The following is a 17,392-nucleotide window of genomic DNA, read 5'->3' on the forward strand; positions in this document are numbered from 1 at the left end:
TCACGGCTTTCCTCCGGTGGCCAGCGCGTCGGGACCCTGCTGCTCGACGGGGATTTTGCGGGAGAACCAGCCCTCGCCCTTGGGCACCGCCCGGCCGACCGAGGCCTTGGCGCGGCGCTCCAGCACCCGCATGATCCGGGTCAGCACGAACGCGACCGCGAAGTACAGGACGAGGATGATGCCGTAGATCTCGGCGCTCTGGCCGGTCGACAGCCGGGCCAGCTTGGCCTGGAAGGTGAGTTCACCGATCGACAGCAGCGAGGCCAGCGCGGTGCCCTTGAGCAGCTCGATCAGCAGGTTGTTGAACGGCGGCATCATCTCGGGAATGGCCTGCGGCAGGATCACCTTCCGCAGCCGCTGCCCGGGCGTGAAGCTCAGCGCGATGGCCGCCTCCCGCTGGGCGGGGGCCACCGCCTGGAGCGCGCCGCGGACGACCTCGGAGCCGTACGCGCCGTATGACAGCCCCAGCGCCAGGGTGCCCGCCCAGATGCCGACCAGCTGCCAGCCCAGCAGCGGCAGCGCGAAGAACAGCCAGAACATCAGGACCAGTGCCGAGGTGCCGCGGAAGAACTCCACATAGACACCCGACAGGAAGCGCACGATCCAGAACCGCGAGGTGCGTGACAGGCCGATGCCGAAGGCGACGACGGCCGCCAGGGCGGCGCTGTAGACCATCAGCTGGATCGTGATCCACAGACCTTCGAAGAAAAGTCCCCACAGTGCTCCGGTCACTTTTTACAGAGCTCCTTCGCCGTGAGGTCGGTCATGAACTCCTCGGTGAAGCCGTACGGCTTGGCGATACGCAGGAGTTCGCCGCTCTTCTTCATCTTCTGCAGCTCGTTGTTGAAGGCGTCGCGGAGCTTGGTCTCGCCGAGCCGGAAGCCGTAGCCGCCGCCGTCCCGCTGGGGCTTCCCGTCGACCTCCGGGGTGAAGGGCCGGGTCATCTCCACCTTGGGGTGGCCCCCGGTCTTCAGCGCCTCGATCATGGTCAGCGCGGTGCCGGCGAAGACGTCGATACGGCCCGCTTCCAGGGCCTCCATCCCGGCGATCTGGTCACCGTAGGTCTGGATTTCGTCCTTCTTGACGCCATTGCCGACCGCGTAGTCGATCTCCGCATAGCCGATACCGGAACCCATCCGGTATTTCCCCTTGGCGATGTCCGCATAGGAATGGATGTTGTCCGGGTTTCCCTTCCGTACGAGGAAGGCGTCCTTGCTCTCGTAGTCCGGGTCGGAGAAGAGGACGGCCGCACAGCGGTCCTTGTTGATGAACATGCCCGCGACGATCACGTCGTACTGGAAGGAATGCAGACCGGGCACCAGCGCACCGAATTCGACCGGTACCGGCTCGAAATTCTTGATCCCCAGCCGCCGGAAGATCGTCTTGGCGACGGCCGGGGCCTCGCCGGTCAGCTCGCCCTTGCTGTTGATCGAGGCGTAGGGCGGTTCGCTGGCGATTCCCATGCGAACGGTGCCCTTTTTCCGCAGATCCTCAAGGAGATGTCCGCCGCCGGTCGCGCCGGACACATCGACTTGTGAGCAGCCCGCGGCCGATCCCACCGCACCCGCTGCGCCGAGCGCCGCTACCCCCGCGAGCAGCGAGCGGCGGCGGATGCCGCTTGCCAATTTTCTCTTGATCATTTTGGTGTTCTCCTGTGGTGGAGCCATGGGCGCGCGGCTACCCGAACGCCTCATACATATGCCGATCGTTTCCAGCCCTTGATAGAAGCGCCTCGGACTTGTTCCGTACGCCGGTATTGCCCACCTACGATCGGGGCATGACCGATCGCTTCATCGAAGTCTCCCTGGACAAGCGCGGCGTGAGCTGCACGGCCAAGTTGCTCGACGACCGCGCGCCGATCACCTGCAATGCCGTATGGGACGCCCTCCCACTCGGCGGCGACGTCTATCACGCCAAGTACGCCCGCAATGAGATCTACGCGCTGATGGAGCCGTTCGCTCCGGAGGAGCCGCCGCTGGAGAATCCGACGATCACCCCGATCCCCGGCGATCTGTGCTACTTCACCTTCACCGACACCCAACTCGGCACCAAGTCCTACGGTTACGAGAGCCAGGCCGCACACCAGGGCCGCGCCACCGTCGTCGATCTCGCGCTCTTCTACGAGCGCAACAATCTACTGATCAACGGTGACGCGGGCTGGGTTCCGGGCATCGTGTGGGGCAGTGTCGTCGACGGTCTGGACCGGATGGCCGATGCCTGCCAGGACCTGTGGCGGGCCGGCGCCCTGGGCGAGACCCTCAACTTCCGGCGGGTCTAGGGCGCGCCCCGGACGGCAGGCGGCGCGGGGATCGCCGCGGTCCCCGCCTCGTAGAGGGCATGCGCGGCGCGCAGCACCAGCGCGTCCGCGTGCCGTGCGCCGACCAGCTGGACGCCGATCGGCAGTCCGTCCGCGTCCACTCCGCAGGGCAGCGTCGCGGCGGGCTGCTGGGTGAGGTTGAAGGGGTAGGTGAACGGCGTCCAGCCCGTCCAGCGGGTGTGGCCCGAGCCGGCCGGGACCTCGGCGCCCGCCTCGAAGGCGGTGATCGGCACGGTCGGTGTCACCAGCAGGTCGTAGGCGCTGTGGAAGCGGCCCATGGCCTGACCGAGCGCCATCCGGGTATCGACCGCGGCGAGATAGTCCAGCGCGCTGTAGCGGGCGCCCTGCTCGCAGATCTCCCGCAGCCCCGGGTCGAGCAGCGCCCGGTCCGCGTCGTCCAGGTGCTGCACCACCCGGGCCGCGCCGCTGAACCACAGCGTGTGGAAGGCCTCCACCGGATCGGTGATGCCGGGGTCGATCTCCTCGACGACCGCGCCGAGCCCGGCGAGCGTGTCGACGGCCGACCGGACCGCCGCGGCGACCTCCGGCGCCACCGGCACGTCCCAGCCGAGCGACGGGCTGAACGCCACCCGCAGCCCGGAGACCGTCCCGGCCAGCGCCTCCCGGAACGAGCCGGCGGCCGGACCGAGCTGGGACCAGTCCCGCCAGTCCGCCCCGCAGATCACCTCCATCATCAGCGCCGCGTCCGCCGCGTCCCGGGTCATCGGCCCGACATGCGCCAGGGTCCCGAAGGGGCTCGCCGGATAGAGCGGCACCCGCCCGTAGGTCGCCTTGAGCGCGAAGATCCCGCAGAACGACCCCGGGATCCGCACCGAGCCCCCGCCGTCCGTGCCCAGGCTCAAGGGGCCCGCGCCCAGGGCCACCGCCGCCGCGCTGCCGCCGCTGGAGCCGCCCGCGGTGCGCGCCGGGTCGTACGGATTGCCCGTCACCCCGTGCCGCGGACTGTCGGTGACGCCCTTCCAGCCGAACTCCGGGGTGGTGGTCTTGCCGACGAACACCGCACCGGACTCCCGCAGCCGGGCGACCGACGGGGCGTCCTCCTCCCACGGCCCCTCGGCCCGGACCGTGCGCGAACCCCGCAGCGTCGGGGTGCCCCGGGTCAGGATCAGGTCCTTGACGGTGACCGGCACCCCGTCCACCGGCCCGGCCGGCTCCTTGGCCCGCCAGCGCTCCGCCGACTCCTTGGCGCCGGACAGCGCCCCGTCCGCGTCGATCAGGGTGAAGCAGTTCGTCGCGGCCTGCGCGGCCTCGGCGCGTTCCAGCACCGCCCGGACCGCCTCGACGGGGGAGAACTCGCCGGCCGCGTACCCGGCCGTGAGCCGGGTGGCGCCGAGGTCGGCGAGGTGGGTCGGTTCGGTGGTCATGCGTCCTCCGAGCGTTGGCCGCCCCGGACGGGACGGCGGCGGGGGAGCGCGGCTGCCGCGCCGGGGCCGGCAGCCGGCCCGTCACTTCACCGGCACGTACCCGAGCCGCTTGTCGACGACGTTGTCCAGCGGCTCGCCCGCCGTCCACCGCTCGAAGTTGTCCTGGAACTGCTCGGCGAGGGCGTCCCGCCAGCCCAGGGTGTCGCCGCTCATGTGGGGCGAGACGATCAGATGCGGGACGTCCCACAGGGGGCTGTCCGGGGTGAGCGGCTCCTCCTCGAAGACGTCCAGTGCCGCCGCCGCGATCCGCCACTCGCGCAGCGCCGCGATCAATGCGTCCTCGACCACCAGCGGCCCGCGTCCGACGTTGATGAACCGGGCCCGCGGCGGCATCCTGGCGAACGCCGCCTTGCCGAAGAGGCCGCGGGTGGCCTCGGTCAGGGGCGCCGCGCAGATCACCCAATCCGCCCGGGGCAGCAGGTCGTTCAGCGCCTCACTCGCGTGGACGAGGCCGAACTGCGGATCGTCCGAGCGCTCCCGGCGGCCGACCAGATCGACCTTGACACCGAGTGCCAGGAGGGTGCTGCCGATGGCCCGGCCGATCGGCCCGGAGCCCACCACGACGGCCCGGCTGCCGGCCAGCCGCAGGGTCTCGCGATGCTGCCAGCGCCGCTGCCGCTGGAGCTCCCAACTTCCGTAGAAGTCCTTGGCCATGGCGATCACGAGGCCGGCCACGTACTCTGCGATCGGCTGCTCGAAGACGCCCCGGGCGTTGGTCACCAGGGTGTCGTCGGCGACCAGTGCCGGGCACAGGAGCTGATCCACACCGGCGCTCGCGGTGTGCACCCAGCCGGGCCTGGGGCCCTTCTCCGGCCAGGCTCTGCGGATCGCATCGGAAGTGAAGTCCCAGGCCAACAGCACGTCGGCGGTGGGCAGTCGGTCGGCGAGCGAGTCCTCATCGGTGAAGATCACCCGAGCCCGGCCGGTGAGCCGGTCCAGCTTCGGTGGCGGGTCGGATCCGAGGACGAGGACGGTGCGTTCGGACATAGGTCAGAAACCGTTCTGAAACGTGAGCCCCTTTCACTGAAAAGGGGCGCCGACAGATGCCTGAGATGCGAGGATTGACCACGCTAGGAAGTCGTATCTACCGTGTCAACAACGGCTCTGTACCGACGTCCCGGCTTGATCCGGTTGCACCTCATCCTCCGGCCACTGGCCTGGCCGATCCAGCCCTTCGTTTCTTCTAGGGGCCTTCATGGACGTCTCTTTTCTGGGTGGCCCACAGCCGCAGCTCGGCGTGGGTGTCGTCGCTCCCTTCGACTTCGCGCTCGACCGAGAGCTCTGGCGCTGGGTGCCCGACGACGTGTCCCTCCACCTCACCCGCACCCCTTTTGTGCCCGTCGAGGTCAGCCTCGACCTGGCCCGAATGGTGAGCGAGCACGAAACGCTGGACGCTGCCGTCCAGGCTCTGTGTGCGGTATCTCCGCAGGTCATCTCCTATGCCTGCACCTCCGGCAGCTTTGTCGGGGGTGTGGCGGGGGAGCGGGCCATGTGTGCCGCCATGGTCCAGGCGGGGGAGGTTCCCTCCCTCACCACCTCGGGCGCACTGATCGAAGCGCTGCGCGAGATCGGCGCGCGGCGCATCGCCGTGGTCACGCCCTATACGAAATCGGTCACCGACTCCCTGGAGGACTACCTCGGTGAGGCCGGCATCACGGTCACCGGCCGGGCCTACCTCGGGCTGACCCGGCACATCTGGAAGGTGCCGTACCGCGATGTCGTCGACATGGCCCGCGCGGCCGTCGTCGGCGCCACCGATGCCCTCTTCATCAGCTGTACGAACCTGCCGACGTACGACGTCATCCCGCAGCTGGAGGCCGAGCTGCGGATGCCGGTGCTGTCCGCCAACCAGGTCACGATGTGGGCCGCGCTGCGCGCCATCGGGGTCCAGGCGGTGGGCCCGTACCAGGCGCTGCTCGACCCGGTGGCACGGCGCGGTCCGGCCGCGATGACGGGAGCGGCGGGCGGACCCGTGGAAGGAGTGCCGGGGCCGACCCCCGAGGCGGCCTTCGCCGGGCCCCCCGCCCCACCGGAGGGGGAGCCCCTCGACGGCCTGGATCCGCCGCCGTATCCGCCCGATGACACGGGTGGTCTGCCCCCGGTTTGAGGCCGGTCCGAACCCGGCCTCCACCCCGGATGCTGCCGGCGCCGTCCCTCTCGCCGGCAGCACTCCTTCCCCGCGTCACCGCGCCACCCGTGAGCGCACCCGCACCCGCGAACACCCCCGCAGCCGTACACGCAAGGGAGAACTGCATGGCATCGGTCGGCTTCCTCTACCCCGGCCACTCCGCGGAGGACGACTACCTCCGGCTCGAAACGCTGCTGGGCGGCACGGTCCGCCTGCCGCTCGTCCACACCGACATCGGTGAGGACGCCCACCGCGTCGACGCGCTGCTGGAGATGGGTTCCGCCGGGCGGCTGGCGGCCGGCGTCGACGAGCTCAAGGAGCGCGGCGCCGAGGCCGTCGTCTGGGCCTGTACGAGCGCCAGCTTCGTCTTCGGCTGGGAGGGCGCCCACGAACAGGTCAGGGAGCTGTCCGCCACCGCCGGCCTGCCCGCCTCCAGTACGTCGTTCGCCTTCGCCCATGCCGTCCAGGCGCTCGGCGCCCGGCGGGTCGCGATCGCCGCCACCTACCCCGACGACGTGGCCGAGCGCTTCCACGCCTTCCTGAAGTCCGCCGGGGCGGAGGTCGTCTCGACCCGCGGCAGCGGCATCATCACCGCCGCGGAGGTCGGCACCTGGGGCGTCGAGGAGGTGCTGGCGCTCGCCCGCGCCGGTGACCACCCGGACGCCGAGGTGGTGCTGCTGCCCGACACCGCGCTGCACACCGCCGAACATCTGCCGGCCCTCGAAGCGGAGCTGCGCAAGCCGGTGCTCACCGCCAATCAGGTCACGGCCTGGGAGGGGCTCCGGCTGCTCGACCGGACGATCAACTGTCCGGCGCTCGGCACCCTCTTCTCGCGGACCGCGCACTCCTAGGAGGCGCTCGGCCGGGGGCCCTGGACGAAGGAGGTCCGGCGGCCCCCGCCGACCGCGGTGCGGCGCCGGGGATCTGACCCGGGAATAAGTGGAGAACGTCTCCGGTTGTCCTCCTCGCAGACCACCGAAGCGAGGAGGACCCGCACCGTGAGCGGCGAAGACGAGGAGATCCGGGCCGGCGGCGAGACGGCCGGCGACGGGATACGGGGCACCGCCCGGGGCACCGCACCCGTCCCGCTGTCGGTGCTCGACCTGGTGACGGTCGGGGCCGGCAGCACCGCCTCCAGCGCGGTGCGCACGGCCGTCGACCTCGCCCGTACGGCCGAACGCCGCGGCTTCCACCGCTACTGGGTCGCCGAGCACCACTCCATGCCCGGCGTCGCCTCGTCCTCGCCCGCGGTGCTGCTCGCCCACCTCGCCGCCCACACCGAGCGCATCCGCCTCGGCTCCGGCGGCGTCATGCTGCCCAACCACGCCCCGCTGGTGATCGCCGAGCAGTTCGGCACCCTGGAGGCGATGGCCCCCGGCCGGGTCGACCTGGGCCTGGGCCGCGCACCGGGCACCGACGGAGCCACCGCGGCCGCGCTGCGCCGGACCGAGAGGCTGCATGAAGGTGCGGATGAATTTCCGCAGCAGCTGGCCGAGTTGACCCGGTTCCTGGACGACTCCTTCCCCGACGGCCATCCGTACGCCAAGATCCACGCCGTCCCCGGCCCGGTCCAGGCCACCTCACCGGGCGGGGTCCAGGACCCGCACCGTCCGCCCCTGTGGCTGCTGGGCTCCTCCGGCTTCAGCGCCCGGCTGGCCGGCTCCCTCGGCCTGCCGTTCGCCTTCGCGCACCACTTCTCCGCGGCCAACACCCTCCCCGCGCTGGACCTCTACCGCGCGTCCTTCCGCCCCTCCGAGGCACTGGCGGAGCCGTACGCCCTGATCGGGGTCGCGGCGCTGGCCGCCGAATCGGAGCACGAGGCCCGCCGCCAGGTCATGACCGGCGCGCTGTCCATGGTCCGGCTGCGCACCGGCCGCCCCGGCCTGGTCCCCAGCCCGGAGGAGGCCGAGGCGTACCGCTTCAACGAGTTGGAGCGGGGCTTCGTCGACAGCTGGCTCGGCAATGTCGTCCACGGCACCCCGGACGCCGTCCGCCAGGGCCTGGACGATCTCGCCAAGCGCACCGGCGCCGACGAGCTCATGATCACCGCCAACGCGCATGGCGGCGCGGCCCGGCTGCGCTCGTACGAGCTGATCGCCGACGCGTATGGCCTGCCGGGGTAGGGCGTTCGTACGTGGTGGTCGCGGCCGGTGGTGATGCCGCCGGCCCTCGCCGCGGGGGTGGCGCGCCGTTGCGGCGGGATTCCTTTCCGGTGCGGGCGGAACGGGGGTCCGCCCGCGCCGGTGATTCCTCTGTCGCCCCGGCCCCTCAGGCCCCCGTGTGCCGGCCCGCGTCGAGGAGGGCCGCGACGCGGTCGGGGGCGACGGGGCGGGAGTAGAGCCAGCCCTGGCCGGTGTCGCAGCCGATCCGGCGGAGCCGTTCGGCCTGCTCGGCGCTCTCCACGCACTCGGCGGTGACCGTGAGGCCGAGCCGGTGTGCCAGCGCCACCAGCGCCTCCACGATCATCTCGTCCGCCGGGTTGGGATGCTCCTGCGAGCGGAAGCCGCGGACGAAGGACCCGTCCAGCTTCAGTACGGAGACCGGGAGACGGCTGAGGTAGGCGAGGTTGGAGTAGCCGGTGCCGAAGTCGTCGATGGCGATCCGTACGCCCATGTCGCTCAGCGCCTGGAGGGCCTGGAGCGGGCGGCCGGCCGAGCCCATCACCGCCGACTCGGTCAGCTCCAGCTGGAGCAGCTCCGGCGGCAGCCCGGTCTCGGCGAGGATCCCGGCGACATCCGCGACCAGGTCGGAGTCCCAGACCTGACGTACGGCCACATTGACGCTGACGAACAGCGGCTCGGCGGGGTGGGCCAGCTGCCAGGCGCGCGCCTGATAGCAGGCCCGCTCCAGCACCCAGCGGCCCAGCTCGACGATCGCGCCGTTCTCCTCCGCCAGGGCGATGAACCGATTCGGCGACAACGTCCCGAACTGCGGATGCCGCCAGCGCACCAGCGCCTCCACCCCCTGCGCGCGGCCGTCGCCCAGCCCGACCAGCGGCTGGTACTCCAGGGTGAATTCGCCGCGGTCCACGGCCGGGCGCAGGGTGCTGGAGAGCGCCTGCCGGGTCATCCGGTGGGCGTTGCGCTCCGGGTCGAAGAGCGTCCAGCGGGCCTTGCCGTCCTCCTTGGCCCAGTACAGCGTGGTGTCCGCGGCCTGCATCAGGCCGGTCGCGGTGGTGCCAGGGGCGGTCCGCTCCACGACGCCGATGCTCGCCGAGACCGACAGCCGCTGCCCGGCCAGGTCGAACGGGCGCTGCAGTGCGTCCAGCACGCTCTGGGCCAGCTCGGCCAGCTGGTCGGTGCCGGTGGAGTCCTCCACCAAAAGAGCGAATTCGTCGCCGCCGAGCCGTGCGACCAGGTGCCCGCCACGGCCCGGCCCGCGGTCCGCGGCCGCCTCAGCGCAGCGCGTCAGCCGCTGCGCCACCGCGCTCAGCAGCCGGTCGCCGACGCGGTGCCCGAGGGTGTCGTTGACGGCCTTGAAGCCGTCCAGGTCGAGGTAGCAGAGTCCGATGCGGCCGGTGCCGGACGGGGCGGTGGAGGCGGTCTCCAGGGCGGCGGCGAGCCGCTCGAAGAACAGCGCCCGGTTGGGCAGCCGGGTCACCGGGTCGTGCATCTGGAGGTGCCGGAGCCGGGCCAGCAGATCGTGCCGGTCGCTGATGTCCGCCACCGACAGCAGCATCCGCTCCTCACCGCTGAGCGGTTCCGGGGTGAGCGGCTCGACGGTCACCTCCACCCAGACGGAGTGCCCTTCGGGATGTTTGAGGCGGCGGGTGCAGCGCATCCGGTCGCTGCGCCCGCACAGCACCTCGCGGTAGGCGGTCCACACCCGTGGGTCGGCGCCGAGGTCGGTGAGGTCGGCCGCGGTGGCGGCGACCAGCCCGTCCGGGTCGGTACCGACCAGCTCGCCGAAGGCCGGATTGGCGGCGAGGACCAGGCCGTCGCGGTTGAGGACGGCCATCGCCACCCGCGCCGCGTAGAACGTGGCGCGGTAGTCGCCGAGCGAGGCGGCGGTGCCGTCGCCGTGCCCGCTCGGGGCCGGCCGGGCCTCGGTCGATTCTTTGGTCGTGTCCTCACGCTCCGTCACTGAGGGGAGCGTCGCTCCGGGCGTGCGGCCCGGGCTGTCGGGGTGTCCGCTCACTGCTCGCTCCCGCGTGGCGCTGTCTCGTGATGGAGGGGGGTCTCGCGCTGGAAAGTGTGGCGATCATAGAGGCTGGCACGACGGCCGATCCAGCGACGCAGCCGTGATCGCCCGCCCGCGTGACGGAACTTCAGCCATTTCTGCCCGGCTCTGTTCGTACGGATTGCCCCCTTGGTCGTTTGTGACTTTCCGTTACGGGAGGGCCAAGACGCGCCGGTCACTCGTCCGGGCCTTCAAAACAGGACGAATAGCATTAAATCGCCACAGGGTAGATGAGGTCTCCGAATCCGTCCCTGGAGGTATGTGTGCCGCGCGCCCAGACGCTCGACGGGGTGGAGCGCCGCGGTCTGCGGCGCGTCGCGGCCGTCGTCACCTCTCTGAGCGCGCTCATCGCGACCTCCATCGTCGCCGGACCCGCCACCGCCTCCGAGGCCGTGCTCCCGTGCGCCCTGGGACGCACCGACGCGCACCACTCCGAGGGCGTCGACAGCTGGAACGGGTCCTATCCCCGCCCGGACCGCCCGCTCAACGCCGTGATGATCTACCTGTCCTTCCCGGACGCCCGGCCCCTCTCGGCGCCCCAGGAGCTGTCCCGCGCCTACTTCCCGGCCACCTCCGGCTTCTTCGACCGCGCCTCCTACGGGAAGTTCCGGCTGCGCCCGCACATCCACCGCCACTGGGTGCGGATGCCGCGCCCGTCCGCCGCCTACGGGATACGGCGCGACTGGGACGCCGGCCGGCGCTCGTCCTACCTGCACGACGCGGTCGCCGCCGCCGACCCGTCCATCGACTTCAGCCGCTACGACGTGGTCTATTTCGTCGCCGACCCGGACGCCCCCGGCGTCGACTCGGACGCCACCAAGGTCGTCAACCTCGACCGGCCGATGCACGCCGACGACCACGATCTGCGCCGCTTCGTCACCGTCTTCGAGCAGCGCCTGCCCGACCGCAACGTCCTCGCCCACGAGACCGGGCACGTCTTCGACCTGCCGGACCTCTACCACCGGCCGGAGGACGGCAAGGGCGACTGGGACACCTACGTCGGCGACTGGGACCTCATGGGCAGCCAGTTCGGACTGGCGCCCGACCCGTTCGCCTGGCACAAGTGGAAGCTCGGCTGGATCGCCGACAGCCAGGTTGACTGTGTCGACCCGGCCGGGCCCGCCATGCACTCCCTGCGGCCGCTGTCCGCCCCCAAGGAGCCCCGCGCCCAGCGCCGCCCCCGGCTGCTGGTGGTCCGTACCGGCCCCGACAGCGCACTCGCCATCGAGGCACGCGGTGCCATGGGCAATGACCGCTCCCTGTGCACCGAGGGCGTCCTGGTCTACCGCGTGCACAGCCGGACGGCCTCCGGGTCGGGCCCGGTGCAGGTGCTCGACGGGCATCCGGCCACCTCGGCCTGCTGGGGCACCTCGGTCTATCCGCCGCTCGCGGACGCGCCGCTGGGGGTGGGGGAGAGCCTGGACGACGCCGAGGACGGCGTCCGCATCCAGGTCGAGGGCCGGACGGTCGACGGGGACTGGGCGGTGAAGGTGAACCGCGGCTGACCGGGCGCTGTGCCGAGACGACGAAGGCCCCCACCGGAGTGGGGGCCTTCGACTGTCTGTGCGCCGCCAGGGACTCGAACCCCGGACCCGCTGATTAAGAGTCAGCTGCTCTAACCAACTGAGCTAGCGGCGCCTGCTGACGGGGAAAACATTAGCATCATGGTCGGGGAGGACAAAAATCGGTTTGTCTCAGCCCGCGGTCAGCAGCGAAACAGGGTGCTGAGCTGCGGTTTCAGGCGCCGGGCCGGCCATCGAGCGGGCCGCGCGGACACAGGCCCAGAGCAGTACGTCGGGGCCGGGCAGCCAGGGGTTGCGGACATCCGGTGCCACCAGCCAGCGGGAGGCGGACGGGCCGGCGGGGTCCTCGTCGGCCGGGGTGCCGGTGCCCGCGGTCCGGTCCACGGCCGGGCTCCGGCGGGGGTGCAGCGGCGGGATGGTGACCGCGTCACCGCTGCCGTGGCACAGCAGCGGCGGGACGGCGGTGGCCCACTCCTCCCACACGAGCAGCGCCGGCAGCCGCTGGGCCGTGCCCGGGGCGGCGAACAGCAGGATGCGGCCGCGGTGCGCCGCCACCGGGCCCGAGCCGGGGCCGTCGGACCATAAGCGGTCCACCATGCGGCGTCCGAAGAGCGCCGGGGCGTTGATCACGTCGAAGGCGGTACCGCAGGGCAGGGCGCTGGGCGCGGCCGGACGGGTGGCCCACAGGGCGTGCATCTCGTCCGGATGGGGGCTGGCTGAGGCGAGCCAGTCGGCGCCCGCGAGGGTGACATACGCCGCGGTCGGAAAGGCCAGGGTGCGGGGGGTCTCAGGCAGCCAGTCGCTCATGGGGACAGGTCTACCCAGCCGGCATGCGGTACTTGGCCGATTGGCGGAAAACGGGACGGGACGGTGGGGGAGCCGCTATCTTTCCCCCCTCGCATATGCCAGCGGCCCATGATCATGGACCATGGGCCGCTGGTGAGGCAGGTCGGACGGGTGGGATTCCCGGGGGCCGTCGGGGCCGGGGCGGTCAGTCCATGTCGCCCGGCAGGGTGCTGCCGCTGCGCATCAGGCTGCGGCCGAACTCGATCATTTTCTGCGCGTAGTCCTCGGTCCACTCCGCCTGCTCGGCGAGCACGGCCAGCGGCAGTCGGTCGAACCGGCTGGGGTCGGACAGCTGGGCGGCGGCCAGCGCCTGGAACTCCGTGGCGCGGTCGGCCGCGGCGCGGAAGGCCAGGGTCAGCTCCGTGGCGCGGCCGAGCAGCTCGCGCGGGTCCTCCATCGACTCCAGGCCGAAGAAGTGCTCGGGGTCGGCGACGGCCTCGGGCGGCTCGAAGAGCAGCTGCGCGGGCTTCATCCGCCGTGGTCCGGGCGCCGTACCACGCGGGTCGGGAGCCGGTCGCGGCTCGGACATGTACCTACCTCCAGATCGTGTGCCGCATTCCATTGTCCCGCTGCGCGCAAGTGGGCCCCGGGGAGTGGCCGTACCCGCGGCCGGACGCCGTCCGGGTGACGCCGTCAAGGGCGCCAGGTCACCCGGTGTTCCGCGAGATGGGCGAGGACGGCGTGGTTGGCTTCCCAGCCGTCCGGGAACTTGACCGTGACGCCGAGGCTGACCGGCTCGGTCGAGGGGTGTTCGTCCAGCAGGTCGGCGACGCCCGCCCGGCACACCACGATGCAGGCGTGCCGGTGGCGGGAGGCGAGCACACACAGCCGTCCGGTCTCCAGATGGAAGGCGGTGGCGTCGGGCCGGCCGGACAGCGGATGCAGGACGACCGTGACATCGAATTCGCGGCCCTGGAGACGGTTGGCGGTGTCCACCGCGACGCCGGTCACCCCCAGCCCGGCGAGCGCGGCGCGGACGGCCGCCGCCTGGTCGCGATGGGCGGTGCCGACCGCGATCCGGCCGGCGGTCAGCGGTGCCGGGGCGGCCGCGGCCCCCTCCGCTGCCCCGTGGGCCTCGCTGGTCGTGGCGCCGCCGCGGTCGAGGAGCCGGCGCACGACATGGGCCACCGCGCGGACCGCCTCCGGGTCCGTACGCGGCGTATGGCGGGCCGGAAGCTCCAGCAGGCCCCAGCCGGACTCGGCGGCCTCGTCCAGCACCCGGTCCACGCCGGAGCCGTCGCCCGCCACCCCGAACGCCAGCCGGCGGTCGCCGTGGCCGGTGCCGCTGCGGAACGGGGTGTACGGATAGAACGCGGCGGAGACCAGCGGCGCCGCCGAGGCGGGCAGCCGCCAGGAGACCGGCAGCCGGTGCTGCGGCAGATCGGGGTTGTGCGCCAGCAGGGTGGAGACCGCGCTGGACGACGGGTCGTAGGCCAGCCCCGCCCACTGCTCCGCGCCGACCACGCTGAAGGGGTCCAGCTGGCCCGGATCGCCGACGAAGAGCGCCCGCTCGAAGAGCCCGGCGACGCTCAGCAGCGCGTCGGAGCGCATCTGATACGCCTCGTCCACGATGGCGTGCCGCCATGGCTCGTCGACCTTGGTGTACGCCCATTTCGCGGCCGTCGAGACCACGATGTCCAGCCCGGCCAGATCGGCGATCTTCGCGGACGTACGGACCGCGGGCAGCTCGGCCAGCGCCGGGTCGAACGCGCCGGGCTCACTGCTGTGCAGCCGGCCGACCGGCAGCTGCGGATCCTTCTCGGCGAGCCGCAGCACCAGGTCGTCGACCTGGGCGTTGGTCTGCGCGACCACCATCAACGGGCGTCCGGCGGCGGCGAGTTCGCGGGCCGCCCGCACCACGAGGGTGGACTTGCCGGCGCCGGGCGGGGAGTCCACGACCACGCCGCGCCGGGTGCCGTGCAGGGTGTCCCGCAGGATCGCGTCGGTCGCCGCGGCGGCCGCGGCGGCGGGGTCGAAGGGACCGTCCGTGGTGGTTCCGTCGCTGTCCGAAGGGCGTGGGAGGTACGGGTCCTGAGTGGCCGTCATACGGGAGGGTTCTCCAGGGCGGTCGAGGGCCGGGCGCGGGTCACAGGAAGTCCTCCGCGGTCACGGGGTCGGGGGCGGCGTGCGGCAGGTCCGCGGCGCCGGTTGGCGGGCCGCCATGGGTCCACGGGGTGTCCTCGGGATCCGGGAGCTCCGGGCCGCCGCGCGGGGCGTGCTCGAACAGCGTCCAGCACACCGTGTCGTCCGGCTCCGGCACCGAACCGGGCTCCGGCGTCTTCCCGCGCCCCATCCCGCCGGTCAGCCGGACCACCAGCGTCCCCGGCTCCCCGGGCTCGTGCGTGACGTATTCGGCGGTCTGGGTCCTGCCGTCCGCCAACGGGCGGTAGAGCTTGCCGCCCTCGGCCGGCTGCGGCCGGTCGCTGGTCCGGAGCGTGACCAGCGGGCGGGGCATCGGCCGCTTGCCCTCGGAGAACGCCATCTCGACGGCGGTGACCGTGCCCTGGAACGCCTCCCCGGCCAGCCGGCGCCCGGCCATCACCAGCGGGTCGTCCAGCGCTTCCTGGGCGTCCAGTTGGGCCTGGGCGGTCTCCCGTGCGGACAGCTTCTGGGCGGCGGTGACGGCGTCGTCCTGCTTGGGCTGCGGGGGCTCCCCGGCACGGATCCGGTCCCGGTGCGCGGTGTACGACCAGCGGTCGCGCTTCCAGCGGTCGGCGACCCGGGCGCCCGCGGGGAGCGTCCGCAGCAGGTCGATGCCGTGCCAGACGGCGTCCCAGGTCGGCCGCAGCTGCCCCTCGACGAGGGTGCGGAGCGCCTCCTCGGCGCCCGGCACCCCGGCGTCGTAGCGGGCCATCGCGGGGGCCAGCAGCCGGTTGTCGAACGCCGGGTCGGTGGCCGGGCCGGCCGGCGGGCAGCACAGCTGGCCCTCCGCGTCCCGCGCCGACTCCGCGTGCTCGGCCGCCGCCCGGCCCGACGTCCCCGGCGGCGGGTCGATCCAGGCGAGCAGCGCGCCCAGGTGCTGGTCCTCCAGCACGCTCTGGCCCGTCGCCCAATGGCGGGTCAGCAGGCCCGTCATGGGCAGCAGCAGGCTCGCGCCCGGCACCCGCGCCCGCTCGCCGAACTGGGTCAGCCAGCGCCCCAGCAGCGGGACATGTGGCGGCGCGGGATACGGCGCCTCGGGCTCCTGCTCGGCCGTCCGCCGGAACCGCATCGAGCGGCCCAGCAGCCGGACGAACTCGATACCGGCGGCGCTCGGCACGATCAACTGCGGGGCGTCCGCGCACAGTTCGACCTGCACCGGGACCTTCTTTCCGGTCTCCGGGTCGGTCTCCTTGCGCTCCTCCCACTCGATGGCGTCCGCGAAGCCGTCCACATACGGCAGCACCAGCTCGGCCAGCTCGGCGAGGAACGCGAACCGCAGGTCGCGGTCGCGCGGCTGCGGAACGGCCAGCAGCGCCGGCTTCTCGCGGTCCGTGCCGACCAGCGCCCCCAGCGGGGCACCGGCCTCGCCCGCGGTCGTCAACGGGACGAACACCAAGGGGCGTTCGGCCAGATGGCGGTGCCGGACCGTGCACCGCGGCTGGGCGCGCCCCGCCGCCACCGCCTCCATCCGGGCCAGCGTCTCGATCAGCGACATCCCGGCTCCTCCGCTCGCGGTCCCGGCACGGTGGGGCGGGCCAGCGCCCCGTCCCGCAGCGCGGCGGCCCGCCGCAGCGCGACGACGGCCGGGTCGTCCGGCCCGTCGGCGGCAGGCGGCTCCGAATCCTGGGGGCGGGCCTCGGGACGGGCCGCCGCCAGCACCTCCTCGATGGTGTGCAGCCCGCCCAACTCGCCCCGGACGCCGCGCCCCAGCGCCTCCACCGCGCCGTCCTCACGGGACCGCGTGCGGCAGTGGAAGGCCAGCTCGCACGCGGCCAGGCACTCGGGGGCGTAGGCCGCGCCGACCCTCTCGACGGCCTCGGCCAGCTCCTCGGGCCGGCGGGTCGCGGTCTTCCCGTCGTCCGCCAGCCGCAGGTCGAAGGTGGTGTCCGGGGGCAGGGCGGCGGCGATCTCCTCGACCCGGGTGAGCCGGGACAGCTGCCGCCGGGTCGTGGCCAGTTGCTTGCGGACGTCGACGGCGGCGGCCGTGGGGAGGTTGGAGAAGTCCTTCGGGCACACCAGCAGCACCCGGTCGCGGACCCGGGCCGCCCGGCCGGTGTGCGCGGCGACATGACCGGCGACCGGCTCCAGGGCCAGCGCGTACACGGCCGCCTGCCGCGCGGCGGCGCCCACCTTGGCGGCGTCCGCCGAACCGTCGATCATCGGGAAGGACTTGATCTCGACGACCGTCCAGCTGCCGTCCGGATGCACCACCACCGCATCCGGCTCCACATAGGCCGGCGCTCCGGCCACCTCGACGACCAGCATCGGATGGTCGAGCAGCGCCCAGCCGCCGGCCGCGGTCGCCTCCCGCAGCGCCAGCGCCGTACGGGCCGCCCGGCCCTCCGGCCCGGCCGCGGACAGCTCGGGGGCGGCGACCTCCTCCGGCCCGGGCGGCGGGGAGCCGGGCGCCAGCCGTTCGCACAGCAGCCGCAGCAGCTCCGTGCCGCCGTCGGCCTTCACCCGGGCCTCGAAGGCGTTGCCGCGGACGATCGCGAACTGGGACTGGCCGTACGCCGCGGGCGAGCCCAGCGCCTGGGCCAGCGCACCCTTGTCGATGCCCGCGCCGTCCAGCAGCGCGCGGCGCCGGCAGCCGGGGTTGGCGGCCAGCGCGGCGAGCGCGCGGGCGTCGAGCGAGCGGGGGCGGACGCCGGGGCCGCGCAGCTCGGCGAGCCTCCCCCGGCTCACGCCGGGAGGTGCCGCCCGTCGCAGGCTCGGCGTTGCCGTCGGCTGCTCCGCCGCAGGGGCGGCCGACGCGGATCGACTGTCGCGCGAAACGTTCACCCGCGGAAGTCTCGCATCCGGCACCGACATA

Annotated in this window: 15 protein-coding genes and 1 tRNA gene; 5 read left to right on the forward strand and 11 right to left on the reverse strand. The window is 72.8% G+C overall.

The annotated features are described in order from the left end of the window. Entirely contained in the window at positions 1-732 is a 732-nt protein-coding gene (gene ehuC, locus ACZ4XD_RS08560) for an ectoine/hydroxyectoine ABC transporter permease subunit EhuC (RefSeq protein WP_468039519.1), read from the reverse strand. Next, positions 729-1,667 carry an ectoine/hydroxyectoine ABC transporter substrate-binding protein EhuB gene (gene ehuB / locus ACZ4XD_RS08565; protein WP_468039521.1) on the reverse strand — a complete coding sequence of 313 codons (939 nt, stop codon included), beginning with the start codon at positions 1,665-1,667 and terminating at the stop codon, positions 729-731. Before ehuB ends, ehuC begins: the two co-directional genes overlap by 4 nt. Before the next feature lie 110 nt (positions 1,668-1,777). On the opposite strand from ehuB, the gene ACZ4XD_RS08570 reads away from it, so the two are divergent. After that, complete coding sequence (locus ACZ4XD_RS08570; protein ID WP_423607617.1) at positions 1,778-2,278, forward strand: DUF3830 family protein; 501 nt, start codon at positions 1,778-1,780, stop codon at positions 2,276-2,278. Here the strand turns inward: ACZ4XD_RS08570 and ACZ4XD_RS08575 are convergent. After that, positions 2,275-3,702, reverse strand: coding sequence for an amidase (locus ACZ4XD_RS08575; protein ID WP_468039523.1), 1,428 nt, complete (start codon positions 3,700-3,702; stop codon positions 2,275-2,277). The genes ACZ4XD_RS08570 and ACZ4XD_RS08575 overlap by 4 nt on opposite strands. Positions 3,703-3,783: 81 nt before the next feature. Next, positions 3,784-4,749, reverse strand: coding sequence for a D-2-hydroxyacid dehydrogenase (locus ACZ4XD_RS08580; RefSeq protein ID WP_468039525.1), 966 nt, complete (start codon positions 4,747-4,749; stop codon positions 3,784-3,786). A gap of 208 nt (positions 4,750-4,957) precedes the next feature. Here ACZ4XD_RS08580 and ACZ4XD_RS08585 point away from each other — a divergent pair, with 208 nt between their 5' ends. From ACZ4XD_RS08585 to ACZ4XD_RS08595, 3 genes are all read left to right on the forward strand, one after another. After that, complete coding sequence (locus ACZ4XD_RS08585) at positions 4,958-5,869, forward strand: maleate cis-trans isomerase family protein (RefSeq protein ID WP_468039527.1); 912 nt, start codon at positions 4,958-4,960, stop codon at positions 5,867-5,869. A 146-nt stretch (positions 5,870-6,015) separates the two neighbouring features. Then, on the forward strand, positions 6,016-6,741 hold the full coding sequence (locus ACZ4XD_RS08590) for a maleate cis-trans isomerase family protein (RefSeq protein ID WP_468039529.1): 726 nt from the start codon (positions 6,016-6,018) through the stop codon (positions 6,739-6,741). A 147-nt stretch (positions 6,742-6,888) separates the two neighbouring features. Then, the gene (locus ACZ4XD_RS08595; RefSeq protein ID WP_468039531.1) at positions 6,889-8,013 is read left to right on the forward strand and encodes an LLM class flavin-dependent oxidoreductase; all 1,125 of its coding nucleotides are present in this window, start codon (positions 6,889-6,891) and stop codon (positions 8,011-8,013) included. A gap of 145 nt (positions 8,014-8,158) precedes the next feature. Here ACZ4XD_RS08595 and ACZ4XD_RS08600 read toward each other — a convergent pair whose 3' ends face one another. Continuing rightward, positions 8,159-9,973, reverse strand: a complete 1,815-nt coding sequence (locus ACZ4XD_RS08600; protein WP_468039534.1) for a putative bifunctional diguanylate cyclase/phosphodiesterase — start codon at positions 9,971-9,973, stop codon at positions 8,159-8,161. Positions 9,974-10,332: 359 nt separating this feature from the next. Between ACZ4XD_RS08600 and ACZ4XD_RS08605 the strand changes: the two genes are divergently transcribed. Next, the gene (locus ACZ4XD_RS08605; RefSeq protein ID WP_468039536.1) at positions 10,333-11,574 is read left to right on the forward strand and encodes a M6 family metalloprotease domain-containing protein; all 1,242 of its coding nucleotides are present in this window, start codon (positions 10,333-10,335) and stop codon (positions 11,572-11,574) included. Positions 11,575-11,633: 59 nt separating this feature from the next. Here the strand turns inward: ACZ4XD_RS08605 and ACZ4XD_RS08610 are convergent. From ACZ4XD_RS08610 to ACZ4XD_RS08635, 6 genes are all read right to left on the reverse strand, one after another. Next, positions 11,634-11,707 (reverse strand) — tRNA-Lys (locus ACZ4XD_RS08610). A 56-nt stretch (positions 11,708-11,763) separates the two neighbouring features. Next, positions 11,764-12,399, reverse strand: coding sequence for a bifunctional DNA primase/polymerase (locus ACZ4XD_RS08615; protein WP_468039538.1), 636 nt, complete (start codon positions 12,397-12,399; stop codon positions 11,764-11,766). Positions 12,400-12,583: 184 nt separating this feature from the next. Next, positions 12,584-12,967, reverse strand: a complete 384-nt coding sequence (locus tag ACZ4XD_RS08620) for a hypothetical protein (RefSeq protein ID WP_063770801.1) — start codon at positions 12,965-12,967, stop codon at positions 12,584-12,586. 104 nt (positions 12,968-13,071) lie between these two features. Beyond that, the gene (locus tag ACZ4XD_RS08625; RefSeq protein ID WP_468039541.1) at positions 13,072-14,484 is read right to left on the reverse strand and encodes an AAA domain-containing protein; all 1,413 of its coding nucleotides are present in this window, start codon (positions 14,482-14,484) and stop codon (positions 13,072-13,074) included. 40 nt (positions 14,485-14,524) lie between these two features. Beyond that, positions 14,525-16,075 (reverse strand): hypothetical protein, encoded by a 1,551-nt coding sequence (locus tag ACZ4XD_RS08630; protein ID WP_468039543.1) that lies wholly within the window; start codon positions 16,073-16,075, stop codon positions 14,525-14,527. Continuing rightward, positions 16,066-17,391, reverse strand: coding sequence for a hypothetical protein (locus tag ACZ4XD_RS08635; protein WP_468039545.1), 1,326 nt, complete (start codon positions 17,389-17,391; stop codon positions 16,066-16,068). Before ACZ4XD_RS08635 ends, ACZ4XD_RS08630 begins: the two co-directional genes overlap by 10 nt. Position 17,392: the final 1 nt, after the last annotated feature.

The sequence above is a fragment of the Streptomyces sp. NPDC029466 genome (assembly GCF_055574515.1).

What these genes read in the sequence shown, in the direction of transcription:
- ACZ4XD_RS08585 (WP_468039527.1), top strand. Translation starts at nt 4,958, where the DNA reads ATGGACGTCTCTTTTCTGGGTGGCCCACAGCCGCAGCTCGGCGTGGGT.
- ACZ4XD_RS08615 (WP_468039538.1), bottom strand. Translation starts at nt 12,399, where the DNA reads ATGAGCGACTGGCTGCCTGAGACCCCCCGCACCCTGGCCTTTCCGACC.
- ACZ4XD_RS08620 (WP_063770801.1), bottom strand. Translation starts at nt 12,967, where the DNA reads ATGTCCGAGCCGCGACCGGCTCCCGACCCGCGTGGTACGGCGCCCGGA.
- ACZ4XD_RS08580 (WP_468039525.1), bottom strand. Translation starts at nt 4,749, where the DNA reads ATGTCCGAACGCACCGTCCTCGTCCTCGGATCCGACCCGCCACCGAAG.
- ACZ4XD_RS08635 (WP_468039545.1), bottom strand. Translation starts at nt 17,391, where the DNA reads ATGTCGGTGCCGGATGCGAGACTTCCGCGGGTGAACGTTTCGCGCGAC.
- ACZ4XD_RS08575 (WP_468039523.1), bottom strand. Translation starts at nt 3,702, where the DNA reads ATGACCACCGAACCGACCCACCTCGCCGACCTCGGCGCCACCCGGCTC.
- ACZ4XD_RS08630 (WP_468039543.1), bottom strand. Translation starts at nt 16,075, where the DNA reads ATGTCGCTGATCGAGACGCTGGCCCGGATGGAGGCGGTGGCGGCGGGG.
- ACZ4XD_RS08590 (WP_468039529.1), top strand. Translation starts at nt 6,016, where the DNA reads ATGGCATCGGTCGGCTTCCTCTACCCCGGCCACTCCGCGGAGGACGAC.
- ACZ4XD_RS08625 (WP_468039541.1), bottom strand. Translation starts at nt 14,484, where the DNA reads ATGACGGCCACTCAGGACCCGTACCTCCCACGCCCTTCGGACAGCGAC.
- ehuB (WP_468039521.1), bottom strand. Translation starts at nt 1,667, where the DNA reads ATGGCTCCACCACAGGAGAACACCAAAATGATCAAGAGAAAATTGGCA.
- ACZ4XD_RS08570 (WP_423607617.1), top strand. Translation starts at nt 1,778, where the DNA reads ATGACCGATCGCTTCATCGAAGTCTCCCTGGACAAGCGCGGCGTGAGC.